At 67.7% G+C, this 18390-nt stretch carries 16 protein-coding genes, 1 tRNA gene and 1 other RNA gene; 3 read left to right on the forward strand and 15 right to left on the reverse strand.

Annotated features, from left to right (window positions below; all coding sequences use genetic code 11):
- The first annotated feature begins 21 nt into the window (after positions 1–21).
- The gene (locus ABEA67_RS11495; RefSeq protein ID WP_345465221.1) at positions 22–393 is read left to right on the forward strand and encodes a hypothetical protein; all 372 of its coding nucleotides are present in this window, start codon (positions 22–24) and stop codon (positions 391–393) included.
- A 69-nt stretch (positions 394–462) separates the two neighbouring features.
- Positions 463–648, forward strand: coding sequence for a hypothetical protein (locus ABEA67_RS11500; protein ID WP_345465223.1), 186 nt, complete (start codon positions 463–465; stop codon positions 646–648).
- Positions 649–800: 152 nt separating this feature from the next.
- Here the strand turns inward: ABEA67_RS11500 and ffs are convergent.
- The 7 genes from ffs to ABEA67_RS11535 form a co-directional block, all read right to left on the reverse strand.
- Positions 801–899, reverse strand: an RNA gene (ffs, locus tag ABEA67_RS11505) — signal recognition particle sRNA small type.
- 87 nt (positions 900–986) lie between these two features.
- Positions 987–1071 (reverse strand) — tRNA-Leu (locus tag ABEA67_RS11510).
- 91 nt (positions 1072–1162) lie between these two features.
- On the reverse strand, positions 1163–2857 hold the full coding sequence (locus ABEA67_RS11515; protein WP_345465225.1) for a dynamin family protein: 1695 nt from the start codon (positions 2855–2857) through the stop codon (positions 1163–1165).
- A gap of 63 nt (positions 2858–2920) precedes the next feature.
- Entirely contained in the window at positions 2921–3802 is an 882-nt protein-coding gene (locus tag ABEA67_RS11520; RefSeq protein WP_345465227.1) for a PulJ/GspJ family protein, read from the reverse strand.
- Positions 3799–4344 carry a prepilin-type N-terminal cleavage/methylation domain-containing protein gene (locus ABEA67_RS11525; RefSeq protein ID WP_345465229.1) on the reverse strand — a complete coding sequence of 182 codons (546 nt, stop codon included), beginning with the start codon at positions 4342–4344 and terminating at the stop codon, positions 3799–3801. Before ABEA67_RS11525 ends, ABEA67_RS11520 begins: the two co-directional genes overlap by 4 nt.
- Complete coding sequence (locus tag ABEA67_RS11530) at positions 4345–4806, reverse strand: pilus assembly FimT family protein (protein WP_345465231.1); 462 nt, start codon at positions 4804–4806, stop codon at positions 4345–4347.
- Entirely contained in the window at positions 4806–7076 is a 2271-nt protein-coding gene (locus ABEA67_RS11535; protein WP_345465234.1) for a hypothetical protein, read from the reverse strand. The genes ABEA67_RS11530 and ABEA67_RS11535 overlap by 1 nt, the downstream gene beginning before the upstream one ends.
- Positions 7077–7251: 175 nt before the next feature.
- Between ABEA67_RS11535 and ABEA67_RS11540 the strand changes: the two genes are divergently transcribed.
- Positions 7252–7464 carry a hypothetical protein gene (locus ABEA67_RS11540; protein WP_345465236.1) on the forward strand — a complete coding sequence of 71 codons (213 nt, stop codon included), beginning with the start codon at positions 7252–7254 and terminating at the stop codon, positions 7462–7464.
- A gap of 72 nt (positions 7465–7536) precedes the next feature.
- Here ABEA67_RS11540 and ABEA67_RS11545 read toward each other — a convergent pair whose 3' ends face one another.
- From ABEA67_RS11545 to csaB, 8 genes are all read right to left on the reverse strand, one after another.
- Positions 7537–8247 (reverse strand): M48 family metallopeptidase, encoded by a 711-nt coding sequence (locus tag ABEA67_RS11545; protein ID WP_345465238.1) that lies wholly within the window; start codon positions 8245–8247, stop codon positions 7537–7539.
- A gap of 30 nt (positions 8248–8277) precedes the next feature.
- The gene (ypfJ, locus tag ABEA67_RS11550) at positions 8278–9144 is read right to left on the reverse strand and encodes a KPN_02809 family neutral zinc metallopeptidase (RefSeq protein ID WP_345465240.1); all 867 of its coding nucleotides are present in this window, start codon (positions 9142–9144) and stop codon (positions 8278–8280) included.
- Positions 9145–9397: 253 nt separating this feature from the next.
- Positions 9398–12808 (reverse strand): efflux RND transporter permease subunit, encoded by a 3411-nt coding sequence (locus ABEA67_RS11555; protein ID WP_345465242.1) that lies wholly within the window; start codon positions 12806–12808, stop codon positions 9398–9400.
- A 61-nt stretch (positions 12809–12869) separates the two neighbouring features.
- The gene (locus tag ABEA67_RS11560) at positions 12870–14159 is read right to left on the reverse strand and encodes an efflux RND transporter periplasmic adaptor subunit (RefSeq protein WP_345465244.1); all 1290 of its coding nucleotides are present in this window, start codon (positions 14157–14159) and stop codon (positions 12870–12872) included.
- A gap of 5 nt (positions 14160–14164) precedes the next feature.
- Positions 14165–15226 carry a TolC family protein gene (locus tag ABEA67_RS11565; protein WP_345465246.1) on the reverse strand — a complete coding sequence of 354 codons (1062 nt, stop codon included), beginning with the start codon at positions 15224–15226 and terminating at the stop codon, positions 14165–14167.
- Positions 15223–16671 carry a TolC family protein gene (locus ABEA67_RS11570; RefSeq protein WP_345465248.1) on the reverse strand — a complete coding sequence of 483 codons (1449 nt, stop codon included), beginning with the start codon at positions 16669–16671 and terminating at the stop codon, positions 15223–15225. Before ABEA67_RS11570 ends, ABEA67_RS11565 begins: the two co-directional genes overlap by 4 nt.
- Before the next feature lie 75 nt (positions 16672–16746).
- Positions 16747–17340, reverse strand: a complete 594-nt coding sequence (locus ABEA67_RS11575; protein WP_345465250.1) for a TetR/AcrR family transcriptional regulator — start codon at positions 17338–17340, stop codon at positions 16747–16749.
- 60 nt (positions 17341–17400) lie between these two features.
- A complete protein-coding gene (csaB, locus tag ABEA67_RS11580) occupies positions 17401–18372 on the reverse strand; it encodes a polysaccharide pyruvyl transferase CsaB (RefSeq protein ID WP_345465252.1) in 972 nt (323 codons plus the stop codon).
- Between the last annotated feature and the right edge of the window lie 18 nt (positions 18373–18390).

Raw genomic sequence — 18390 nt, forward strand, 5'->3', positions numbered from 1 at the left:
GACCTCGCGTATCGTCAGGCCATGACGGACCCGACCACCGAACCCACCCTGGAGGAACTGCTGGAACGCTACGCCACCCTGCGCGACACCTTGCAGGGCCTGGAACTGGAACGCGACGAGCTGGCCGCGCAGATCAAGGCGGCCCTGGTCGGCGGTGCCCGCGCCGAGACGGACCTCTACCGCGCCGACCTGAAGGTGTCGCGCCGCGTCGAGTACCCCCTCGACCGTTTCCGCGACGTGTTCGGAGACGCCGCCGCCCTGGAGGTCGCCGCCATCGACCGCAAGAAGGCCGAGGCCCTCGCCAAGTCCGGCGACCTCGACGGCGAGCGGCTGCGCGAACTGGCCGTGGTGAAGGAGGTGCAGGCGCTGGTGCTGATTCCCAAGACGCGCTGAGGGGCTGCGCTGACCTCCCCCTGACGCCTCTCAGACCGCCGTCTGACGGGCCGCCCGCACACTCCAGCCATGCTGACCCCCGACCTGCTGAGGCTGCTCCGTTCCCAACTGTCGCCGTCCCCGCACGCCCCGGCGGGAGGCTGGACCCATGCGGGTGAGCGCATCACCCCCGCCGCCCACGTGGTCACGGAGAGAGAGGTGCGGGCGGGGCGGCAACTGGCCGCCCAGGCTGAGGCACAACGGGCGGCCCGCTGATACGAATTCCGGTTGAACAGTGACAAAAACTGTTCAACCCGAGCGGACTTGCAAAGCTGAGGAGTGGCGTCCCCCGGGGCGTCCGTTCACGACGACTGCGCAGCAGAGCGAGCAGGAAAGAAACGGTTGCAGGGCCGGAAGGCACAAAAAAAGCATTGCCGGTGAGCAACGGCACCCGAGAATCATCCCTTATGGCTGCTGCCTTCCGGCCCTGACCAGGTTCGAGCGTTCCCGCTGCGTTGCGCCAGCAATGCGAGGCGGAGTGTAGCATACGCGCGCCGTGCCGCAACACTGCCCCAAAAGCGCACCGCCGGAACCCTAAGATTCCGGCGGCCCATTGGTGCTGGAGATGGGACTTGAACCCACACGCCTCGCGGCGCTAGCACCTCAAGCTAGTGCGTCTACCAATTCCGCCACCCCAGCAATGGTGAAGCGAAAGCAATGCTAAGGATAGCGGCGGCTCTTGTCAAGTTTCCCCTAGGGCGGTGTCACGGTCAGCCGCCCCGCAAGAGGTCTAGTCGAGGGCCTTGACGTCCGCCTGCAAAGCGTCCAGCCGGGCACGCAGCTCGGCGGCGCGGGTCTGGGCCTGTTCCAGCCGGGCCTGCTCCTGCTGGGTGAAGCGGGTGTAGGGGCTGATGGCGTCACGCAGGCGGGTGTCGGCGCGCTCCTGCTCGCATTCGTACTCGCGGCGCACGATGCGCTCCAGGGCCTCGCGCAGGTCCGCGACCTTCTGGCGCAGTTGCCGGTGCGCCTGAAGCCGCTTGTTGGGCAGCACAAAGAGGCCCAGGCTGCCCAGCGTGAGGCCCGCCAGGATGCCCCCGGTAAAGTCCACGGCGGAGGCCCCGATCAGCGCGCCCAGCGTGGCCCCGATGCCGATGCCCCCGGCCAGTCCGCCCACCGCGCCCTTGAGGGCGTCCTCAGCATCACGCGCGAGTTGGCGGCCGAGTTCGTGTTCGGTGGTCGTTTCCAGGTGCTCGCGTGCGCTGCCCGCGATGCCTTCCAGCAGGGCACCCCGGTCGTAGGAGAAGCGGGTGCGCGCCACCTCGCTGCTGGGCTGGCGGCGCAGCAAGAAGGCCTGCACGTCCTCCCAGAAGTGCAGGTTGGCCTCCACGAAGCGGTCGATCATGCTGCCGAACTGCCGGTCGAGGGCGTCGGGCAGGTCCGCGACCGCCTCGCGCCGGAATTGTTCCTCCAGCTCGCGGCTGTTCAGCAGGCCGCGAATATTGCCGAAGCGCAGTTTATCGTCAATGAAGCGGTCGGCCCGCACCTCGAACTCGCTGAGGAGGCGGCCCAGGCGGTTGAGCTGCCCGTCGAGTTCGCCCAGCATGCTCACGCGGTGGTGCTCGCGCTGCGCTTCGAGGTCGCGCAGGATGCTCAGGTCCTCGGTCAGCGTCTGGCGGGCGGCCCCGGCGCGGGCTTCCTCGCCGCCCAGGATTTCCGCCGCCGTGCCCAGGGGGCTTTGCAGCTTCAGCCGGGTGCGCTCGGTTTCCGAGAGACGCATCTTCAGCACCTCGCGCAGCGCGTAGAAGCCCGGGTCACCCCCCCGTTGCTCGCCCCGCGCGCTGATCAGGAACACCGGCGGCGTGAGGCCCAGCACGCCCCGCGCCCCCGCCGAGACGAACTCGCGCACCTGCTCGCGCTGCGCCTGCGTTTCCAGCAGGTCGGCCTTGTTGACGACCAAGATCACGCTGCGGCCCCAGCGGGCGGCCAGCGCGAGAAACTGCCGCTCGGACTCGGTGAAAGGCCGGTCCGCCGAGGTCAGAAACAGCACCAGGTCGGCGCGCGGCAAGAAGCCCTCGGTGAGTGCTTGGTGCTGCCGAATGATCGCGTTCGTGCCGGGCGTGTCCACCAGCGCCACCCCCTCCAGGCTGGGGAGGGGATAGGTCAGGCGGCTCACGAAGGGGTCGCGGGTGGGTTCCATCTGCCCCGGCTGGTCGCCATGGACGAGCACGTAGATGCGGTCGGTGGTGGGCGTCACGCCCTCGGGCAGCACGGACGCGCCCAACAGCGCGTTCACGAAACTGCTCTTGCCCGCGTTGAACTCGCCCACCACCACCAGCAGGAAGCTCTCGTCCAGCGACCGGACCGCCTGCCGCGCGTGTTCGACCGCCTCGGGCGGTGCGCCCTGTGTTTCCAGAAACGCCTGAAGGTCCGCCAGCAGCACGCGCTCCCGCGAGAGAAGGTCCTGAACCCGGTCCGAGACGAGCATGGGACCAAGTGTAGAGCCTCCACGCAGGCGGGCACGTGGAGGCTCAGGGATTGAAAAAGGTGTTCAGTTGGCGGCTATTTTCCCGAGGTTGGTGGGGTAGACGGTGATGCTGTATTCGTCGGTGGCGTTGGGCAGGCGCAGGGTGATGCCGCCGATCTTGCGGGTGGTGGCAAGGTTGAGGGTGACGCCGGTGACGGGCACCGTGGCACTTGTCCCGGTAGGCAGAAGACTGAACATGGTGTAGGTGTTGTCGATGGGGGTCGTGGTCGTGAAGCCGGGTGTAGCGACCGTGGGAGCCACGTAGTCGGCCAAGATGTTGGCGTCGCCTCCGTCCAGTGTGGAGGTGGGTATTGTGTCCCCAGCCTTGAAGCCATACAGGGTCTTGCGGTATTCGGCCAGCACCCATACGTCTCCGTTGGCGCTGTCATCCCCCGGATTGCTGGCGCTGGGGACGCCGCTGTCGGTGGTTCCCGTGACCCAAACAGAACGTTTGACCGGGTAATAGGCGAAGAAACGGTAACAGTAATCCTTCCCCGCCTCTTTCTGTGCAGTGGTGGCCGTGGTGTCAGGGCACGTCCCCGTAATGTCCCTGGGGAGCAGGATGACTGCCAGAACCGGGTCAGTGCCCGTGAGCCAGTTGGCGGTACCTGAGCGTGCCGTTCCTGCGACCGGATTGCGCCTCAGGGCTGCCGTGCTTGTGGGCGTACTGCCCAGTTGCAGGGTCTGGCTGGAGGGATATACGTACCACGCTTCTTTCAAGCGACCTGCGATGAGCTGCTGAACGTTCAAAATCTCCTGTTGCAACTCCGCACGGCTGCTGGACTGGGTAGAGATGCGAGTGCCCTGAGAGAAGTAATTCAGCAGTGCCATTAACACCACACCCATGATCGCCATAGCGACCAGCAGTTCGAGCAGAGTGAACCCAGCTTGGGCGTTGCGTTTCATTGGGGCCTCAGGATGTCGAGCGTCAGGGCCACGTCCTGCGGACTCACAGAAGGCGTTGAGCTGCCCGCAACGGCGGTCCCCGATTGGACAATGACGCGGCGCATGACCGGCACACTGGCCGAGGTACCTGAGCCGACTGTAGCCCCGGTCGCTGCTGTACAGGCGGCCTGCACAGTCACGTTGTTGCTGGGCGCGGCTGTGGTGCCAGTTGCGACAGCACCTGCTGCTGTCAACGGTTGTGCCCGTGAACTCAGGTTGATGAACTTGACCGTGTAGCCGTCAGGAGCGCTCAGACCAGGGGCACACGCGCTGTCGTAATTGCTGGTGGTATTCCAGGCATTTCGTACATTCTCTATCACCTGCTGGACATTCGAGGTGGTATCGAGTTGCCGCTGCGCCTGCCGGTTCAGGCTCAGGGAACCTGTCAGAGTGGCTGTTAATACCGCCGCCAAAATCCCCAGCAGCGCGATGGCGACCAAAATCTCAACGAGAGTAAAACCTTGCTCGTTAGCCCTGGCGCGACTTTTAAAATGACGTACCATTCAGGACCCTGCCTTGGCCAGGATGACCTTCCCTGTCACACCCACAATCCTGACCTCCAGGGAAGCAACGCTGCTGTTTGGACTCTGGATGGTGAAGACGCTGCCCGTGGCTCCCAGTTCGCCATAAGGGGCCTGATAGTTGACAGTCACTGTTGAGCCACTCCCACAGTTTGATGTACAGAGTAAGGTCACATTGTTTGGTACTGTCCTCGGCTGTCCTCTCACCGTGTAAGAAGTCCCCCCCGCCGTACCTGGCATGACGAGCGCCACGTCTGTACTCTCCCGCTGCGCCTGCGAACGTGCCCGCCGGAAGTCGGTGGCGACCTGGGTGGCGGCCTCACGCAGCTCGGCGGTACGAATACTACGGATGATACTGAGGCCGAAGATGCCTGCCAGAATGCCGATGACAGCAATGACGACGAGGACTTCGAGGAGGGTGAAACCAGTCTGAAAACGGCGCATCAGAACGAGGTCGCCTTTACGTTGATGGGAATAATATTGAAAAGACGGTTGCTTGAAATCTCGGAAGCCGGTTGAACGTTCCAACGTGGGGATACGGGAAAGAATGGGGGTGTGATCCCGCTGTTTAGGCGGCTATCGTAGGTAAAGTCTCTGCCGTACCCGGTATCACCGCCACTGCCACCGTAAGTGCCAAAAGCACCATACCAGTTCTCAATCAGGCTGCCAATCAACTTGACATTGCCGTTTTGAGGCCGGGTATCGTAGTTTTCCACAGTGGCCTGTCCAGTACTGGCAATCATGGCGGCGTGAATGTTTATATTTTTGGGAGATGGGTTTTTAAAGACGATATCGCCATTTTGACTGTAAATGCCAAGAACGTTACTGGGCTTGCGTTTACAGGGCGGGGTCGCCTTTGTCTCGGAGAAGGTGCAGGGCGTTTCCGACATGGTGAGGTCCGAAGAGATGGCGATATCATCCGATGCAGCCAGGGTGATCTTGGCGAAGGAGGCAAGTGCGGGCGGTGCCTTGTCGAGGGCCCCGGTGGTATCATTGCCGATTCGGGTTGGGCCAGAAATGTTGGAGAAGTTAGGTGCATAGATAACGCCATTGAAGTTGGACCTGACTGTAGTTGCACTGCTCCAGTTGCCGATGGCGGGTTTCTTCTTAAGGACCATATCTGGTCCATAGCGGTATTCTTCGGATACAAGTGTTTCAGAGGGGACGTTGTAGCAGGTTACGGCTCTAATCTGATAACGAGTTTTTCCATAGACTGTGATGGTTTGCCTAGCGCGATTGCCCTCGATGTAGTCGGGCGTACTGTTGTAAGCAGCAGTAGGCGTATAGTTCCTTCCTGATTTCTTGTCGGCATAAGACCAAGAGCCAGTATTGCACTTGCGAGTATTAGTAATCTCCTTTCTGGTAATCGTGATGTATTGATAAATATTCCCCGAAGTTTCGCCCCATCTCCCATTGGCATAATTACTGAGCGGATTCCCGCTTGAATCGGCTGCTTTCATGGAAAAACTCTCGACCGAAGCGCCGAAGTAGAGACCGCTATCCTTGGCTGCTGCGATCTGGTCGTTCTCATTCTCTGGCAGCGGTTTATATGCCGCTGTAAAGTCTGTCTTTGTGTAGTCAATCTTAGTGGTGTCCTGTGTACTCTTAACGAAGTTGACAGTTCTGGGAGAAGACACAACGAGGTTGGCAAGATATTTGTCACGGTCCTCATCGCTATTGGCTGAATCTGGTGGGGTCTGTGGGCCAGATAATCCTCTGATGTAGACACCTGTCTTCTTCTCACAATCCCCACTTTCCGGCCTGCCGTTCTCTGGCAAATCGGTACATCCCACACTGCTCACCTTGTCGAGAAATACTGCACTAGAGGCATTATCAAATAGATATTTCTCGTTGGTATGTACTGAGCCATCAAAGCGCTGGCTGGTGAAGTTGACCCCCGGTGCCCCTGCGGGGTCATATGTTTCCTGAATACCTGGCTTGGCACGGTGGTGGTTGGTCATCAGCACGTCTTCCAGTAGATTGGGCAGCTGGACCTCGATCCACCAGATGCCGTTGCTGGCACGCGAAGCCGCCAAGATGCGTTGGGTGGAGTTCTCCTGGCCCCTGGTTTTGGCACTCAGCACCCCGAAGTAAAAGCGATAGCGGGTGGGCGTAAGTTGAACGACGCGCAAGGCACGTAGATTCAGCTTCCAGTTCGTTCCGCTACGTTCAGTGGTCAGAAGAGTCTTCCACCACGCCTTAAGGACGTCTTCATCGTTAGTATCGGAGGGACGTTCGGTCGAAAGCTCCAATGTCTCATAAGCTTCTGGTGTTATGATGTCAGCCAGAACCTGAAACTGATTTGGATTGTTCGCGATACTATTGACCGTACACTGCTTGGCATCCGTGAAGATATCCGAGTCTTGTTCGGAACGCGCCGTATTGAACTCTGTAATCGTCGCCCAGGTGTTCGTGGAGGCGTCGTAATTACAGAACTGCTCAGCATAGGCCTGTAGCTCTGCCTTGGTAGTAGAGGGGGGGACAAGAATATTCGTGATAGTGGTGCTATTTGGTCCGGGCCGGGTCGGGCTCAGAATAGTCTGATAATCGCGCAGTCGCTGTGTCATGACTGCCATCCCCGATTCCGCCGCATACTGTGCCCTGAGCGTTGCCGCCTGATCCGCTGTATTCTGCCGACTACCCAGGCCCAGGCGCAGTGTGGCGGCCAGGATGCCGGCCAGCAGCAGCAGGGTGAACAGCACCACCAGAATCATGGTTGCCCCCTGTGTCGAACGTGAGCCTCTCATACAACCCAGTTTGCGGGGGGCGGGGGCCGTGGCCTATCCCCTGAATTGGGGGGCGGGTGAAGCTTCCTTCACGCCTTTCTCGCGCGGCTGCGATATGGCCGGGCCAGACTGCGTGTCTCATCCCCCATCAGGAGGTAGCCGCATGACTGGACCCTACAACCGTCCCCCCGCTCCCGCGTCCGAACCGACCGACACGCCCGCGCCATTGCCCGAGCGTCTGCCTGGCGGCACCGAACCCGGCCCCATCATGGACCCCCCCATGAACCCCGACCTGCCCGGCATGCCCGAGCCGACGCCGACCGACAACCCGGACACACCGGGGCTGCCGAGTCCTACGCCGATGCCCGCGATGTAGGAACGTCGAGAAACCCAGGGGTCGAGGAGTCGAGAGAACGGTACTTTTCTCGACTCCTCGACCTTTCGACGCCTAGCCCCCCAGCAGCGTATGCCCCTGTTCGCGCAGCCAGCGCCGCCAGCAGGCGTGGTCGGGCATCAGGCGGGCCACGTGTGCCCAGTAGCGGGGGGAGTGGTTGAGTTCGAGCAGGTGGGCGGCCTCGTGCAGGGCGACGTAGGCGGCGACCTCACGTGGGGCGCGGGCGAGGGACCAGTGCAGGCGGATGATGCCCGCAGCAGTGCAACTGCCCCAGCGGGTGCGGGCACCTGTCAGCCTGACCTGCCGCAGCCGCTCACGTGCGCCCAGCGCGTCCGCGTACCCTTCGGTCAGCACGCGCAGTTCGGGGAGGGCGGCCCGGCGATACCAGGCCTCGACCTGCCGGGCGACCTCGGGCGGGTCGCCTGCTCCCGCCTGCACCTCGTGCCCCCGGCGGGTGGGTGTGCGGAGGCCGGGGGTGAGCCGCAGGGTCAGCGTCTCCCCGAAGAAGGGCAGGGGCGAGCCGTCCGTGAAGGGTGAGGCCTTCACCTCCCGCGCCGCGTAGGTGGCGAGGTGGCCTTCCGCCCAGGTGCGTTTTGTCTCCACGAAGTCCTGAATCAGGGCGAGAGGTGCTCTGGCAGGCGCGTAGACGGTCACGCGGCCCGGTCCCACGCTGAGGGCCAGGGTGCGGCGGCGGGCACTGCGCTTCAGCTCCACGGGAACGCCCCCGACAGTCCAGTGGGGCTGGGGTCGGGGGCGGGCGCTCATGCGCCCATAAGAGCGCAGGTGGCCTGGGGCTTACAACTGGCCGTAGTTCTTGTTGAAGGTGTCGCAGGTGTTGGGGTTGCCGCTCTTGAAGCCGGTCATGAACCACGTCTCGCGCTGCTGGCTGGTGCCGTGGGTAAAGGAGTCGGGCACCACGTAGCCCTGGCCCTGGCGCTGGAGGGTGTCGTCACCGATGGCGGCGGCGGTGTTGATGGCCTCGCGCACGTCGGCCTCGGTCAGCTTGGCGAGGTCGGTCACGTGGTTGCCCCACACGCCCGCGAAGCAGTCGGCCTGAAGTTCCAGGCGCACGCTGAGGCTGTTGGCCTCGGCCTCGCTGCGGGCCTGCTGCTGGGCGCGGGTGACCTGATCCGCGATGCCCAGTTCGTTCTGCACGTGGTGGCCGACCTCGTGGGCGATCACGTAGGAGTAGGCGAAGTCGCCGCCGCCGCCCAGTTGCCGGTCCATCTGGGCAAAGAAGCGGGTGTCGAGGTACACCTTCTGGTCGAGGGGGCAGTAGAAGGGGCCGACCGCGCTGCTGGCCTGGCCGCAGGCCGTATTCACGGCGTTGCTGAACAGGTGCAGCTTGGGGGGCGTGTACGTGCGCCCTGCCTGCTGGAAGATGCCCGACCAGACCTGGTTGGTGCTGCCCAGGATGCGATCCACGAAGTCCACCGTCTCGTCCGACTGACCGCTCTGGGATTGCGTCTGGCTCTGTGTCTGCGTCTGGGTGGAGGTGTCGCCGCCCAGAATCGAGCCGGGGTTGATGCCGAAGAACATGGCAATCAGGGCGATGATCAGGCCGCCGACGCCACCCACCGCGATGCCGCCGCCGGGCAGCCCGCCGCCCCCACGCCCGTCCTCGACGCCGCCGCCACTGCTCGGAAGATTTTTCCAGTCCATAGTGTCCCTCTCTCCTTCACGCGGGCCGGAGCTTCCGGCGCGGGTCCTGCACGTTCACTGCACGTTGTGGCCGCATTCTAGGCGGGCGTATCTGACGGGGTCTTGAGCGAAACTGCACCAAAGGCCAATTCTCCCGCGGGGAGGGCGCGCGCGGGAGGGTCGAGGGTTCAAAAGGTCCAACCGCTCGAACCCCGTTCTCAACGAGGTTTGAGGGGTTGGACCGTCAGACGATTTACTCCTGCCGCAGGCCGCCTCAATCGGCGGGCACGAACGCGCCTTCCACCTGGGTGGGCGTCTGGCGGCGGCGCTCGAACTGGTAGAAGACGCTGGGCACCACGTAAAAGGTCAGCAGGGTGGAGGTGATCACCCCGCCCAGAATCACGATGCCCAGGCCCCGGCGCAGCTCGGCCCCGCTGCCCTGGCCGAACACCAGCGGAATGCTGATCACCAGCACGGTCAGGGTGGTCATCAGGATGGGCCGGAAGCGCAACTCGGCGGCCTCCAGCAGCGCCTCGCGCAGCGGCAGCGTGCGCATCCGCTCGGTCACGAATTCCAGGTACAGGATGGAGTTCTTGGTCGATAAGCCCAGCAGGATGACCATGCCCAGCACTGTGATCACGTCCAGGTTCACCCGGAAGAGGTGCAGCGTCCACAGCGCCCCCACGATGGCGAGCGGCACCGGCAGCAGCAGGTAGAGGGGATAGCGGAACGAGTTGAACTGCGACCCCAGCACCAGGTAGGTCAGCAGCACCGCCAGCACCAGCACGATGGGGCCGTAGAACACCAGGTCGCCCGTCAGGCCCGCGCTGCCGAAGGAGCTGGCGTTGCCCAGGGTCACGTTGTCCGTCAGCAGGCCCGCCTGCCGCGCCTTCTGCACAATCGTCTGCTGGTACGCGAAGGGGTTCACTCCCCCCGCCAGGTTGATGTTCAGGGTGGCGGTGTAGGCCTTGTTCAGGCGGCTGAGGGTGGCCGGGGCCTGCCGGAGCTGGAAGCCGCCCAGTTCGGCCAGCGGCACGTTCGCGCCCAGGGCCTGCGAGTACACCGTCTGCGACAGCAGGCTCTGCTCGCCCTGCACCTGGGCGGGGTCGAGCTTGACCACGATGTCCACGCTGCGGTCGGCGGCGCGCAGGGTGCCGGCGGTCGTGCCCTCGTTGTAGGTCCGCAGCGCCTGGGCGAGGTCGTTCGCGCTCAGGCCGCTGCCCGCGAGCCGGCCCGGGTCGGGCACGAAGGTGCGTTCCTGGCGGGTGGCGCTGAGGCTGCTCTCCAGGGTGCGGATGCTGGGGTCGGCGGCCAGCAGGCGCAGCAGCGCGCGGTTGCGCTCGGTCAGCAGCGCCTGGTTCGGGGCCGTCAAGGCCAGGCTGAGGTCGTAGCTGCCGCCGGGGCCGGTCTGCTCGGAGGCGACCCGCACCTCGGCCCCCGGAACACTGGCGGCGAGCCGGCTCAGGTCGCGGCTGTAGCGGGCGGACAGGGTGTCGATGTCGGGACGCTCTCCCTTGGGCACCAACGTCAGCGTCAGGCTGGCCTGGTTGGCGTTGGTGCCGCCCAGCACGCCGCCCGCGCCCACGCTGGTCTGCACCAGCCGCACCTCGGGCCGTTTCAGCAGGTCGGCCTCCAGCCGCGCCGTCAGGGCGTTGGTGCGGGCGAGGTCGGTGCCGGTGGGCAGCTCCACGTCCACGGTCAGGATGCCGCTGTCGCTCTTGGGCACGAAGGAAAAGCCCACGCCGCGCATGGCGAGCGGCACGCTCAGCAGGAACAGCCCGGCGACCAGCATGACCACCCAGGGCCGTTTCAGGGCCGTACCCACGCTGCGGGCGTAGGCGCGCGCGGTGCCCACCACCGCCCGGTTGGTGAGGCCGTGCAGGGTGCCGGTCAGGGCTTCCAGCAGGGCCAGCAGCACCGTCAGCAGGTAACGCACCAGCGTGAGCAGCACGGGCGCGAGCAGCACGGCCAGCACCGCGACGGCCGGGGTGGGCAGCGCGGTCGCCCGGTCCAGCCCTGCCCACAGGGCCGCCCCCATCAGCGCCAGCAGCAGCAGCCCCGGCAGGGTGCGGACGCCGGCCAGCGCCTCGCGGAAGAAGCGCGGCAGCCGGGCCAGCACGCCGGGAAGTTGCCGCCAGCCGAGGGGTTCGGGGTCGCGGGTGTAGGCCATACGGACCGTCAGGAACAGCAGGCTCTCGAGCCAGCTCATCACGATGGCGGCGGCCAGCCCCAGCCCGAACTGGCTGAAGAACTGCCCCAGGATGCCCGGCATGAAGCTCAGCGGAATCAGCACGGCCAGCAGCGAGAAGGAGGCGGCGGTGACGGCGGAAAAGACCTCCGAGCCGCCTAGCAGCACGCTCCTGAGGCGGCTGTAGCCCAGGTCGCGGTAGCGCTGCACGTTCTCGCCCACCACGATGGAGTCGTCCACCACGATGCCGATGGCGACGATAATCGCCAGCAGCGACACGATGTTGAAGGAAAAGCCCAGCACGCTGTACAGCAGCGGCGCGGCGCTGATCGAGATGGGAATGGCGAGAATTACCGCGAAGACGGTGTTCAGCCTTCCCAGGAACAGCAGCACAATCACGCCCACCGCCACGATGGCGATCAGGAACTCGTGAAAGGTGTCGGCCACGGTGGTGCGCGTCTCGGTGGTGGTGTCGCTGGCGAGGGTGAGGCGGTAGCCCGCAGGAAGCGCCTGCGCCTCCATCGCCCGGCGCACGGCGTCCGCGACGGCCACGCTGTTCGTGCCGCTGGCCTTGCGGACATTGAGCAGCACGGCGGGCTGGCCATTGACGCGGGCGTAGCTGGTCACGCGGGCGGTGGTGTCGCGCACGGTCGCCACGTCCGCCACCCGCAGGCCGGAGGCGGGGTCCACCACGATGCGCTCCACGTCACCCAGGCTGGTGGGCGTGTTGCGGGTGGAGAAGCCCACCGTGTTGCCCTCCTGCGTGAGGCTCCCGGCGGGCAGGTCGAGCGCGGAGGCCTGAATCGCGCCGGTCACGCGGGCGGGCGCGAGGTTGTAGCTCTGGAGGCGGGCGGGGTCGAGCAGCACCTGAATCTGCCGCTCGGGGCCGCCCGACACACTCACGTCGGCCACGCCCGATACGCGCTCCAGCCGGGGCACCAGCGTGTCCTCCGCGTAGGCGGTCACGTCGGAGGCGCGGGCGGGGCCGCCCAGCAGCGCCAGGGTCAGGATGGGGGTGGCGTTGGGGTCGAACTTCTGCACGACCGGCGCTTCCGCCCCGTCGGGCAGGGTGGCGCGGATGGCGGCCACCGCCTGCGAGACGCTGTTGGCCGCCGAGTCGATGTTGGTCTTGTCGGCAAAGGTGATCACCACCGCCGACTGGTTGCTCACGGAGGTGGTGTTGATGTCCACCACGCCGCCCAGCGTGCTCACCGCGTCCTCGATGCGGCGGCTCACCTCGCGGTCCACCTGGTCGGGGGTCGCGCCGGGGTAGCTGGTGCTGACGGCCAGCACCGGCACCTCGAAGTTGGGCAGCAGCTCCACCCCCAGCCGCGAGGCCGAGATCAGCCCGAACAGCACCACCATCACGAAGATGCCGATGGAAAAGACGTAGTTGCGCACGCTGAAGCGCACGGCGGGGTGGACGGCGGGTTCGGGCGTGCCGTCGGGCAGCGTGCCGCGCGGGGCGGTCAATTCCGGGGGGTCGTGGGTGCTCATGACGCGCTCCCTTCGGTCGAATTTCGAGGTTGACCGGTCAACCTTTCCACCGGAGTCCGTCTCATGACGCGCCCCCTCCGCCTGTCCCGCCCCCGCTGTCCCGGATGCTGGCCCCGTCCTGGAGGCTGGGCGGCACCGGCGAGATGACCCGCGCCCCGGCATCTACCCCACGCACCGCGACCTTCCCCTGCGCCTCCGCGACCACGGTGACGGGCACGCGGCGGGCCACGCCGCCTTCGGCCACGTACACGGCGTTCTCGCCGCCGTCGGTCTGGATGGCGGGGGCGGGGACCAGCACGCCGCCCCCCAGCGCGGCCCGGTAGCGCACCTGGGCGGTGCCGCCGACCGGGAGCTGACCGCCGCCCTGCACCCGCACCGTCACCGGCACCAGGCGGTCGCTGCCCGCCACGCCGCTCGCGTCCTGCACGGTGGCGACGTAGTTCGTGCCACCCGCCGTCAGATTGAGTTTGGTCCCCGGCGTGAGCGTGCCCGCGTCGCCGGGGGGCACGTTGAAGGTGGCCTTGACGCTGCCCTGGTCCACCAGCCGGAAGACCGGACTGCCCTGCCCGGCGAACTCCCCGACCTCCACGGCCAGCGAGGCGATCACGCCCGCAAAGGGGGCCTTGACCTGGGTGCGGGCCAGATTTTCCCCGGCCTGGCGCACGCCCGCCTGGGCCTGTTCGAGTTGCACCTGCAGCAGCGCGAGGCTGCCCTGCCCGCCCCGCCCGTTCTGCGCGAGGTTGTTGCGGGCCTGGGCGAGCTGGCTTTCCGCCTGCGCCTGCGCGCTGCGGGCGGCGGTCAGGTCGGCCTGGCTGATGCCACCCAGGGCGTAGAGGTTCGCGGCACTCGCGGCGTCCTGGCGGGCCTTCTGGAGGCTGGCCTGCGCGGCCTGCACGGCGGCCTCCAGCGCGCCGGTCGCCTGAGCGGTGTTGGTGCGCGTCTGCTCCAGGTTGACCTGGGCCTGCTGCACCTGGAGGCGGGCATTGTCGAGCGCCTGCCGCTGCGCCGTGTCGTCGAGCTGCACCACGACCTGCCCGGCGCGGACCTCCTCGCCCTCCTGGGCCAGCACGCGCGTCACGGTGCCGCCGGTCTGTGCGGCCACATTGCTGTCACGGTCGGCCTTGAGGGTGGCGGTGGCGGTGCGCGTCACGGTCAGGGTGCCGGACTGGGCAGGCGCGGTCTGCACGGCGAGCGCGGTGGTCTTGGGCGGCGCGGCGTCGAGGTCGTTGCGGGTGGTGGTGGTCGTCGTTTTGGTGCCGGTCTGCGTCTGCTCCTTCCCGGCGGGCGAGCAGGCCGCCAGCAGCAGGAGCAGGGTGAGGGGCAGGGCGGCGCGGAGGGGCGAACGTGGCATGTGCCTCACCGCACCAGCCCGGTCACGTCGGTGCCGGAGGCGACCGACAGCGCGGCGAGTGCGCGCCACAGCCCGTCCTGCGCCTGCGTCACGCCAAATTGCGCCTGCTGCGCCTGCACCTGCGCCTGCTGGACCTCCACGGCGGCGGCAGTGCCAGCCTTGAGGCGGGCCTGCGCCTGGGTCAGCGCGGTCTGGGCATTGGCGGCCTGCTGGCGGGCCAGGTCCACCTTCTGCTGCGCGTCCTGCACGGTGCGGTAGGCGTCGCGCACTCCGGTGCCCGCTCCGCGCTGCGCCCCTTCCAGGTCCCGCTGGGCGTTGGCGAGGGCGGTGCGGGCGTCACTCAGGGTGCGGGCCGGGGTGTAGTCATTGTCGGCGATACGGACCTGAAGCGCGGCGAACTCGGCCCCCTGCGCGGCCTGCACCAGCGTGGGCAGGCGCTTTTCCAGCCCGCCCTGCAGGGCGGCCAGGGTGGTGCTGAGCTTGGGGGGCGCGGGCGGGGCGGTGAGCTTCAGGTCGCTGCCCACGTTCAGCCCCAGCGTGCGTGTCAGTTGTGCCTCCAGCACCGGGAGCTGCGCGCGAGCGTCCGCGAGTTCCTGGCGGTTCTGGCCCAGGCTGGTCTGGGCGCGGTTCACGTCGAGCTGGGTGGCGACCCGCGCCTTCAGGCGGGCCTGGGCGATCTGGAGGTTGCGTTCGTCCAGCGCCACCTGCGCCTGATTGAGCGTGATGCGTCCAGCGGCCTCGAAGGCGGCTACGTACTGCGTGACCACCGTCTGCGCCACGTTGAGCTTGGTCCCCGCCAGAGTCGCCTCGGCGGTGGCCGCCCCCTGCTGCGCCTGCGTCAGCGTGGTGATGATGGCGCTGGGGTCGGCCTGGGTGGCCTTCAGGTTGGCCTGCGCCTTCTGGAGGTTCGCGCGGGCGGTGGTCACGTCGGGACCGCTCGCCAGGGCGCGCGTCACGGCGTCGGGCAGCGTCAGGCTGACGGTCTGGGCGGCGGCGGCGGGCGCGGCCAGCGTCAGGGCGAGGGTGAGGGCGGGCAGGGGCAGGGACTTCAGGTTGAGTTGCTTCATGGACGGGCCTCCGGGGCACTGGGGGTCGGGGGAGTCAGGAGGGTGGGGTCGAGGTCGCCGGTGGCCTGCATCAGCCGCAGCGAGGCGAGGTAGGCCTGCACACCCGCGCCGTTGAGCGTGAGCTGCGTCTGGGTCACGCTGAGCTGCGCGGCCTGCACATCGAGGTCGGTCGCCAGTCCGGCAGCCAGCCTGGCCTGCGCAGTGGCGAGGGCGGCCTGGGCGCGGGCCAGGGCGGCGCGGTCGCTGGCGACCCGGTCGAGCGCGGCTTGCAGGTCGGCGGCGCGTTGCCGCACGTCCAGGTCCACGCTCTGCCGGGCGCTGTCGAGGGCCACCCCGGCGAGGTCCGCACCCACCCCGGCGGAGGCCAGCGCGGTCTGCTTACCGCCGCCAATCACCGCGAAGCTGCCGCTCAGGGCCAGCGCGAGGCCGGTGGGGCGGTCGGTGGCCTCCTTCAGCGGGAAGCTGACCTGGCCGGCCAGCACACCCGTCTTCACGTTCAGGCTGCCCCCCACCACGCGGCCCGCCGTGGTCTGGGTGGTGCCCAGTTCCCCGTACTGCACGCTGGCGGTGAGGTCGGGCAGCCGGGCGTCGAGCTGCGCGGCCCGCACCTGCGCTTGGGCGTCGGCCAGGTCATTCCGCGCGCGGGCCACCTCGGGCCGGGCGGTCAGGGCACGCCCAATCAGGGCATCGGGCGCGGCTGGGGCCTGCGGAATGGGCGGCAGGGGGCTGAAGGCGGCGGGGTCGGTGGGCAGCGTGACCGGGCGGCCCAGCAGGTTCGCCAGGCCCCGCGCGGCGAGGTCGAGGTTGGTGCGGGCCTCACGCTGCGCCGCCTGAGCATCGGCCAGCGCGTCCTGGCGGGCCAGCAGGCCCTCGGCGCTCAGCACGCCCGCCGCCCGCTGTGCCCCGGCGACCGCCAGTTGCCGCTCGCTCAGCGCGGTCTGGGCGTCGGCCAGCGCGAGGTTCGCCGCCGCATTCCTGGCCGCGTAGTACGCCTGCACCGCGTTCACGGTGGCCGTCAACTGGGCGGCCCGCAGCTCGGCGGCGGCGCGGCCCAGGTTGCGCTCGGCGCTGCGAACCGCTTCCAGCGCGGGCGACCAGGGCAGCACGCTGGCCGACGCCTGGGCCGTGAGCGTGGTGCCCAGCGTGAAGTCGCCCGATGAGGCCGGAACCTTGACCGCCGCCACGTCGGTGCCCACCGTCACGTTCAGCCCGGCACGGGCACGCGCACTGTCCAGCGCCAGCCGCGCACTGCGGTACTGCAATTCCGCGCTGCGCCAGCCGGGGCTGGACCGCAGCAGGGTCAGGATGTTCTCCAGGGTAAGGGGCGTGGCCGGGGTGGTGGGGGCCGGAGCGGGAGTAGCTGGTGCTGCTGTCTGGGCCGCGGCCCCCGCAGGGGCGAGCAGCGCCAGCGTCAGCAGCAGGCACGAGAGGGGGGGAGAACGCATGCAAACCTCGGGGAGAGAGAGACGGGGGTTAACGAGTGGATACTTCCTTACGGACCCCAGTACGGGGTTTTCGGGTCAGGGTTCCAGGCCGGGCCACAGCACGTCCAGCAGGCCCCGCACGAAGCGCCCGGCGTCCAGGGCCTCGCGCCCCGGCTCGGGCGTCATGGACTCGCGGTGGACGTAATGGGTCAGGGTGCCCATCAGGGTCAGCGCCGCCACGTCGGCGTCCACGGGCCGGACGCGGCCCAGCGCGACCTCGGCGCGCAGGTAGCTCGCCAGGGCGTCGGCGTCCTTGCGGATGGGGTTGCCCAGGCGTTCGAGCATGGGGTTGTGGGCGGGGGCGTGGCCGCGCGAGAAGATCAGCATCAGGTTGGGCACGATGCGGCCCGCCGTATCCAGAAAGCGCAGGGCGGCCCGTTCCAGGTTGCGCCGCACGTCGCCTTCCCCGACCAGGCCGGGCAATTCCTCGCGCCAGGTGGCGTAATCCCGCAGGCCGACCGCCTCCTCGAACAGGTCCTCCTTGGTGGCAAAGCGTTTGAACAGCGTCCCTTCCGAGACTCCGGCGCGGCGGGCAATCTCGGCGGTGGTCGCCGGGAAACCCTGTTCCAGAAACACCTCGCGGGCCGCCGTCACGATCTGTTCGTCGGTGATGGTGCGGGGGCGGGGCATAAGTGAGGAGATACTCGAAAATAGGGCGGCCCCGCTGTGGGGCAGGGCACAGTGAGGCGGCTAGCGGGTCAGGGCGCGGGTGAAACTCTGGGCCGCGCGGGCCTTCATCCCGGCCACCGCATCCCAGTCGGGGGCCGTGCGGGAGAGGACCGGCGGGCAGAGGGCGTCCGCGCCAAAGTCGGTCGGGAAGGCCGGTGCCCCCGCGTCCGCGCAGAAGCCCTGCACCTTGGGGTCGTAGCTCACGCCCGCGAAGGGCACCCCGGCGGCGGCGGCCAGAATCAGGGCGTGGAGGCGCACGCCGACCACATAGCCGGCCCCGGCGATGGCGTCCAGCGCCACCTGCGGCTCACGGGTGCTCAGCACCTCGTCCGCGCCCAGGCGGCGCGCTGCCTCGTCGTCCTGCTCGGGCATGAAGGCCAGCGCGGTCACGTGGCGGCCTTCTGCCCGCAGCCGCGCCGCGACTGCCTTCAGCCCCTCCGCCGCGTCCGTCACGTCGCCGCGCGGGGCGAGGATGACGCGCCGGGGGTCGGGGGTCAGGCCGGGGGTGGGGGAGAGGAGCAGCGCCGGGTCGCCCCCCAGTTCCCCCTCCAGCCCCAGCGCCCGCAGCGTCTCCAGGCTGCCCCGGTCGCGCACGATGACCCGCAGGCCCCGCAGCGCCGCCGCGACCTTGCGACCGCCCTCCTCGCTGAGGGGACCGATGCTCTGGTTGAAGATGACCACCCGTTTGCCCAGCCCCCGCGCCCCCCGGATGATGCCCAGGTAATAGCTCAGGGTGCGGGCGCTGGTCCGGTCCTGGAGGAGGCCCCCGCCCCCCGACAGCACCACCTGCGAGCGGGCCAGGGCACCCAGCAGCGCGGCCGGGTTCATGCGGGCGGCACTCTCGCAGCCGTAGGCACGGGCGGTCTCGGCAGGCGTCTGCGAGAGCAGCAGCGGCACCGCCCCCTGCCGTTTCAGCTCGCGCGTGATGGCGAGCGCGATGGCCTCGTCACCCGTGTTGCCGAAGCCGTAGTAGCCGCTGACAGTGACTCTCACAGAACCTCCGGGAAGAGC

The organism is Deinococcus carri, from assembly GCF_039545055.1.
Lineage (GTDB): Bacteria > Deinococcota > Deinococci > Deinococcales > Deinococcaceae > Deinococcus > Deinococcus carri.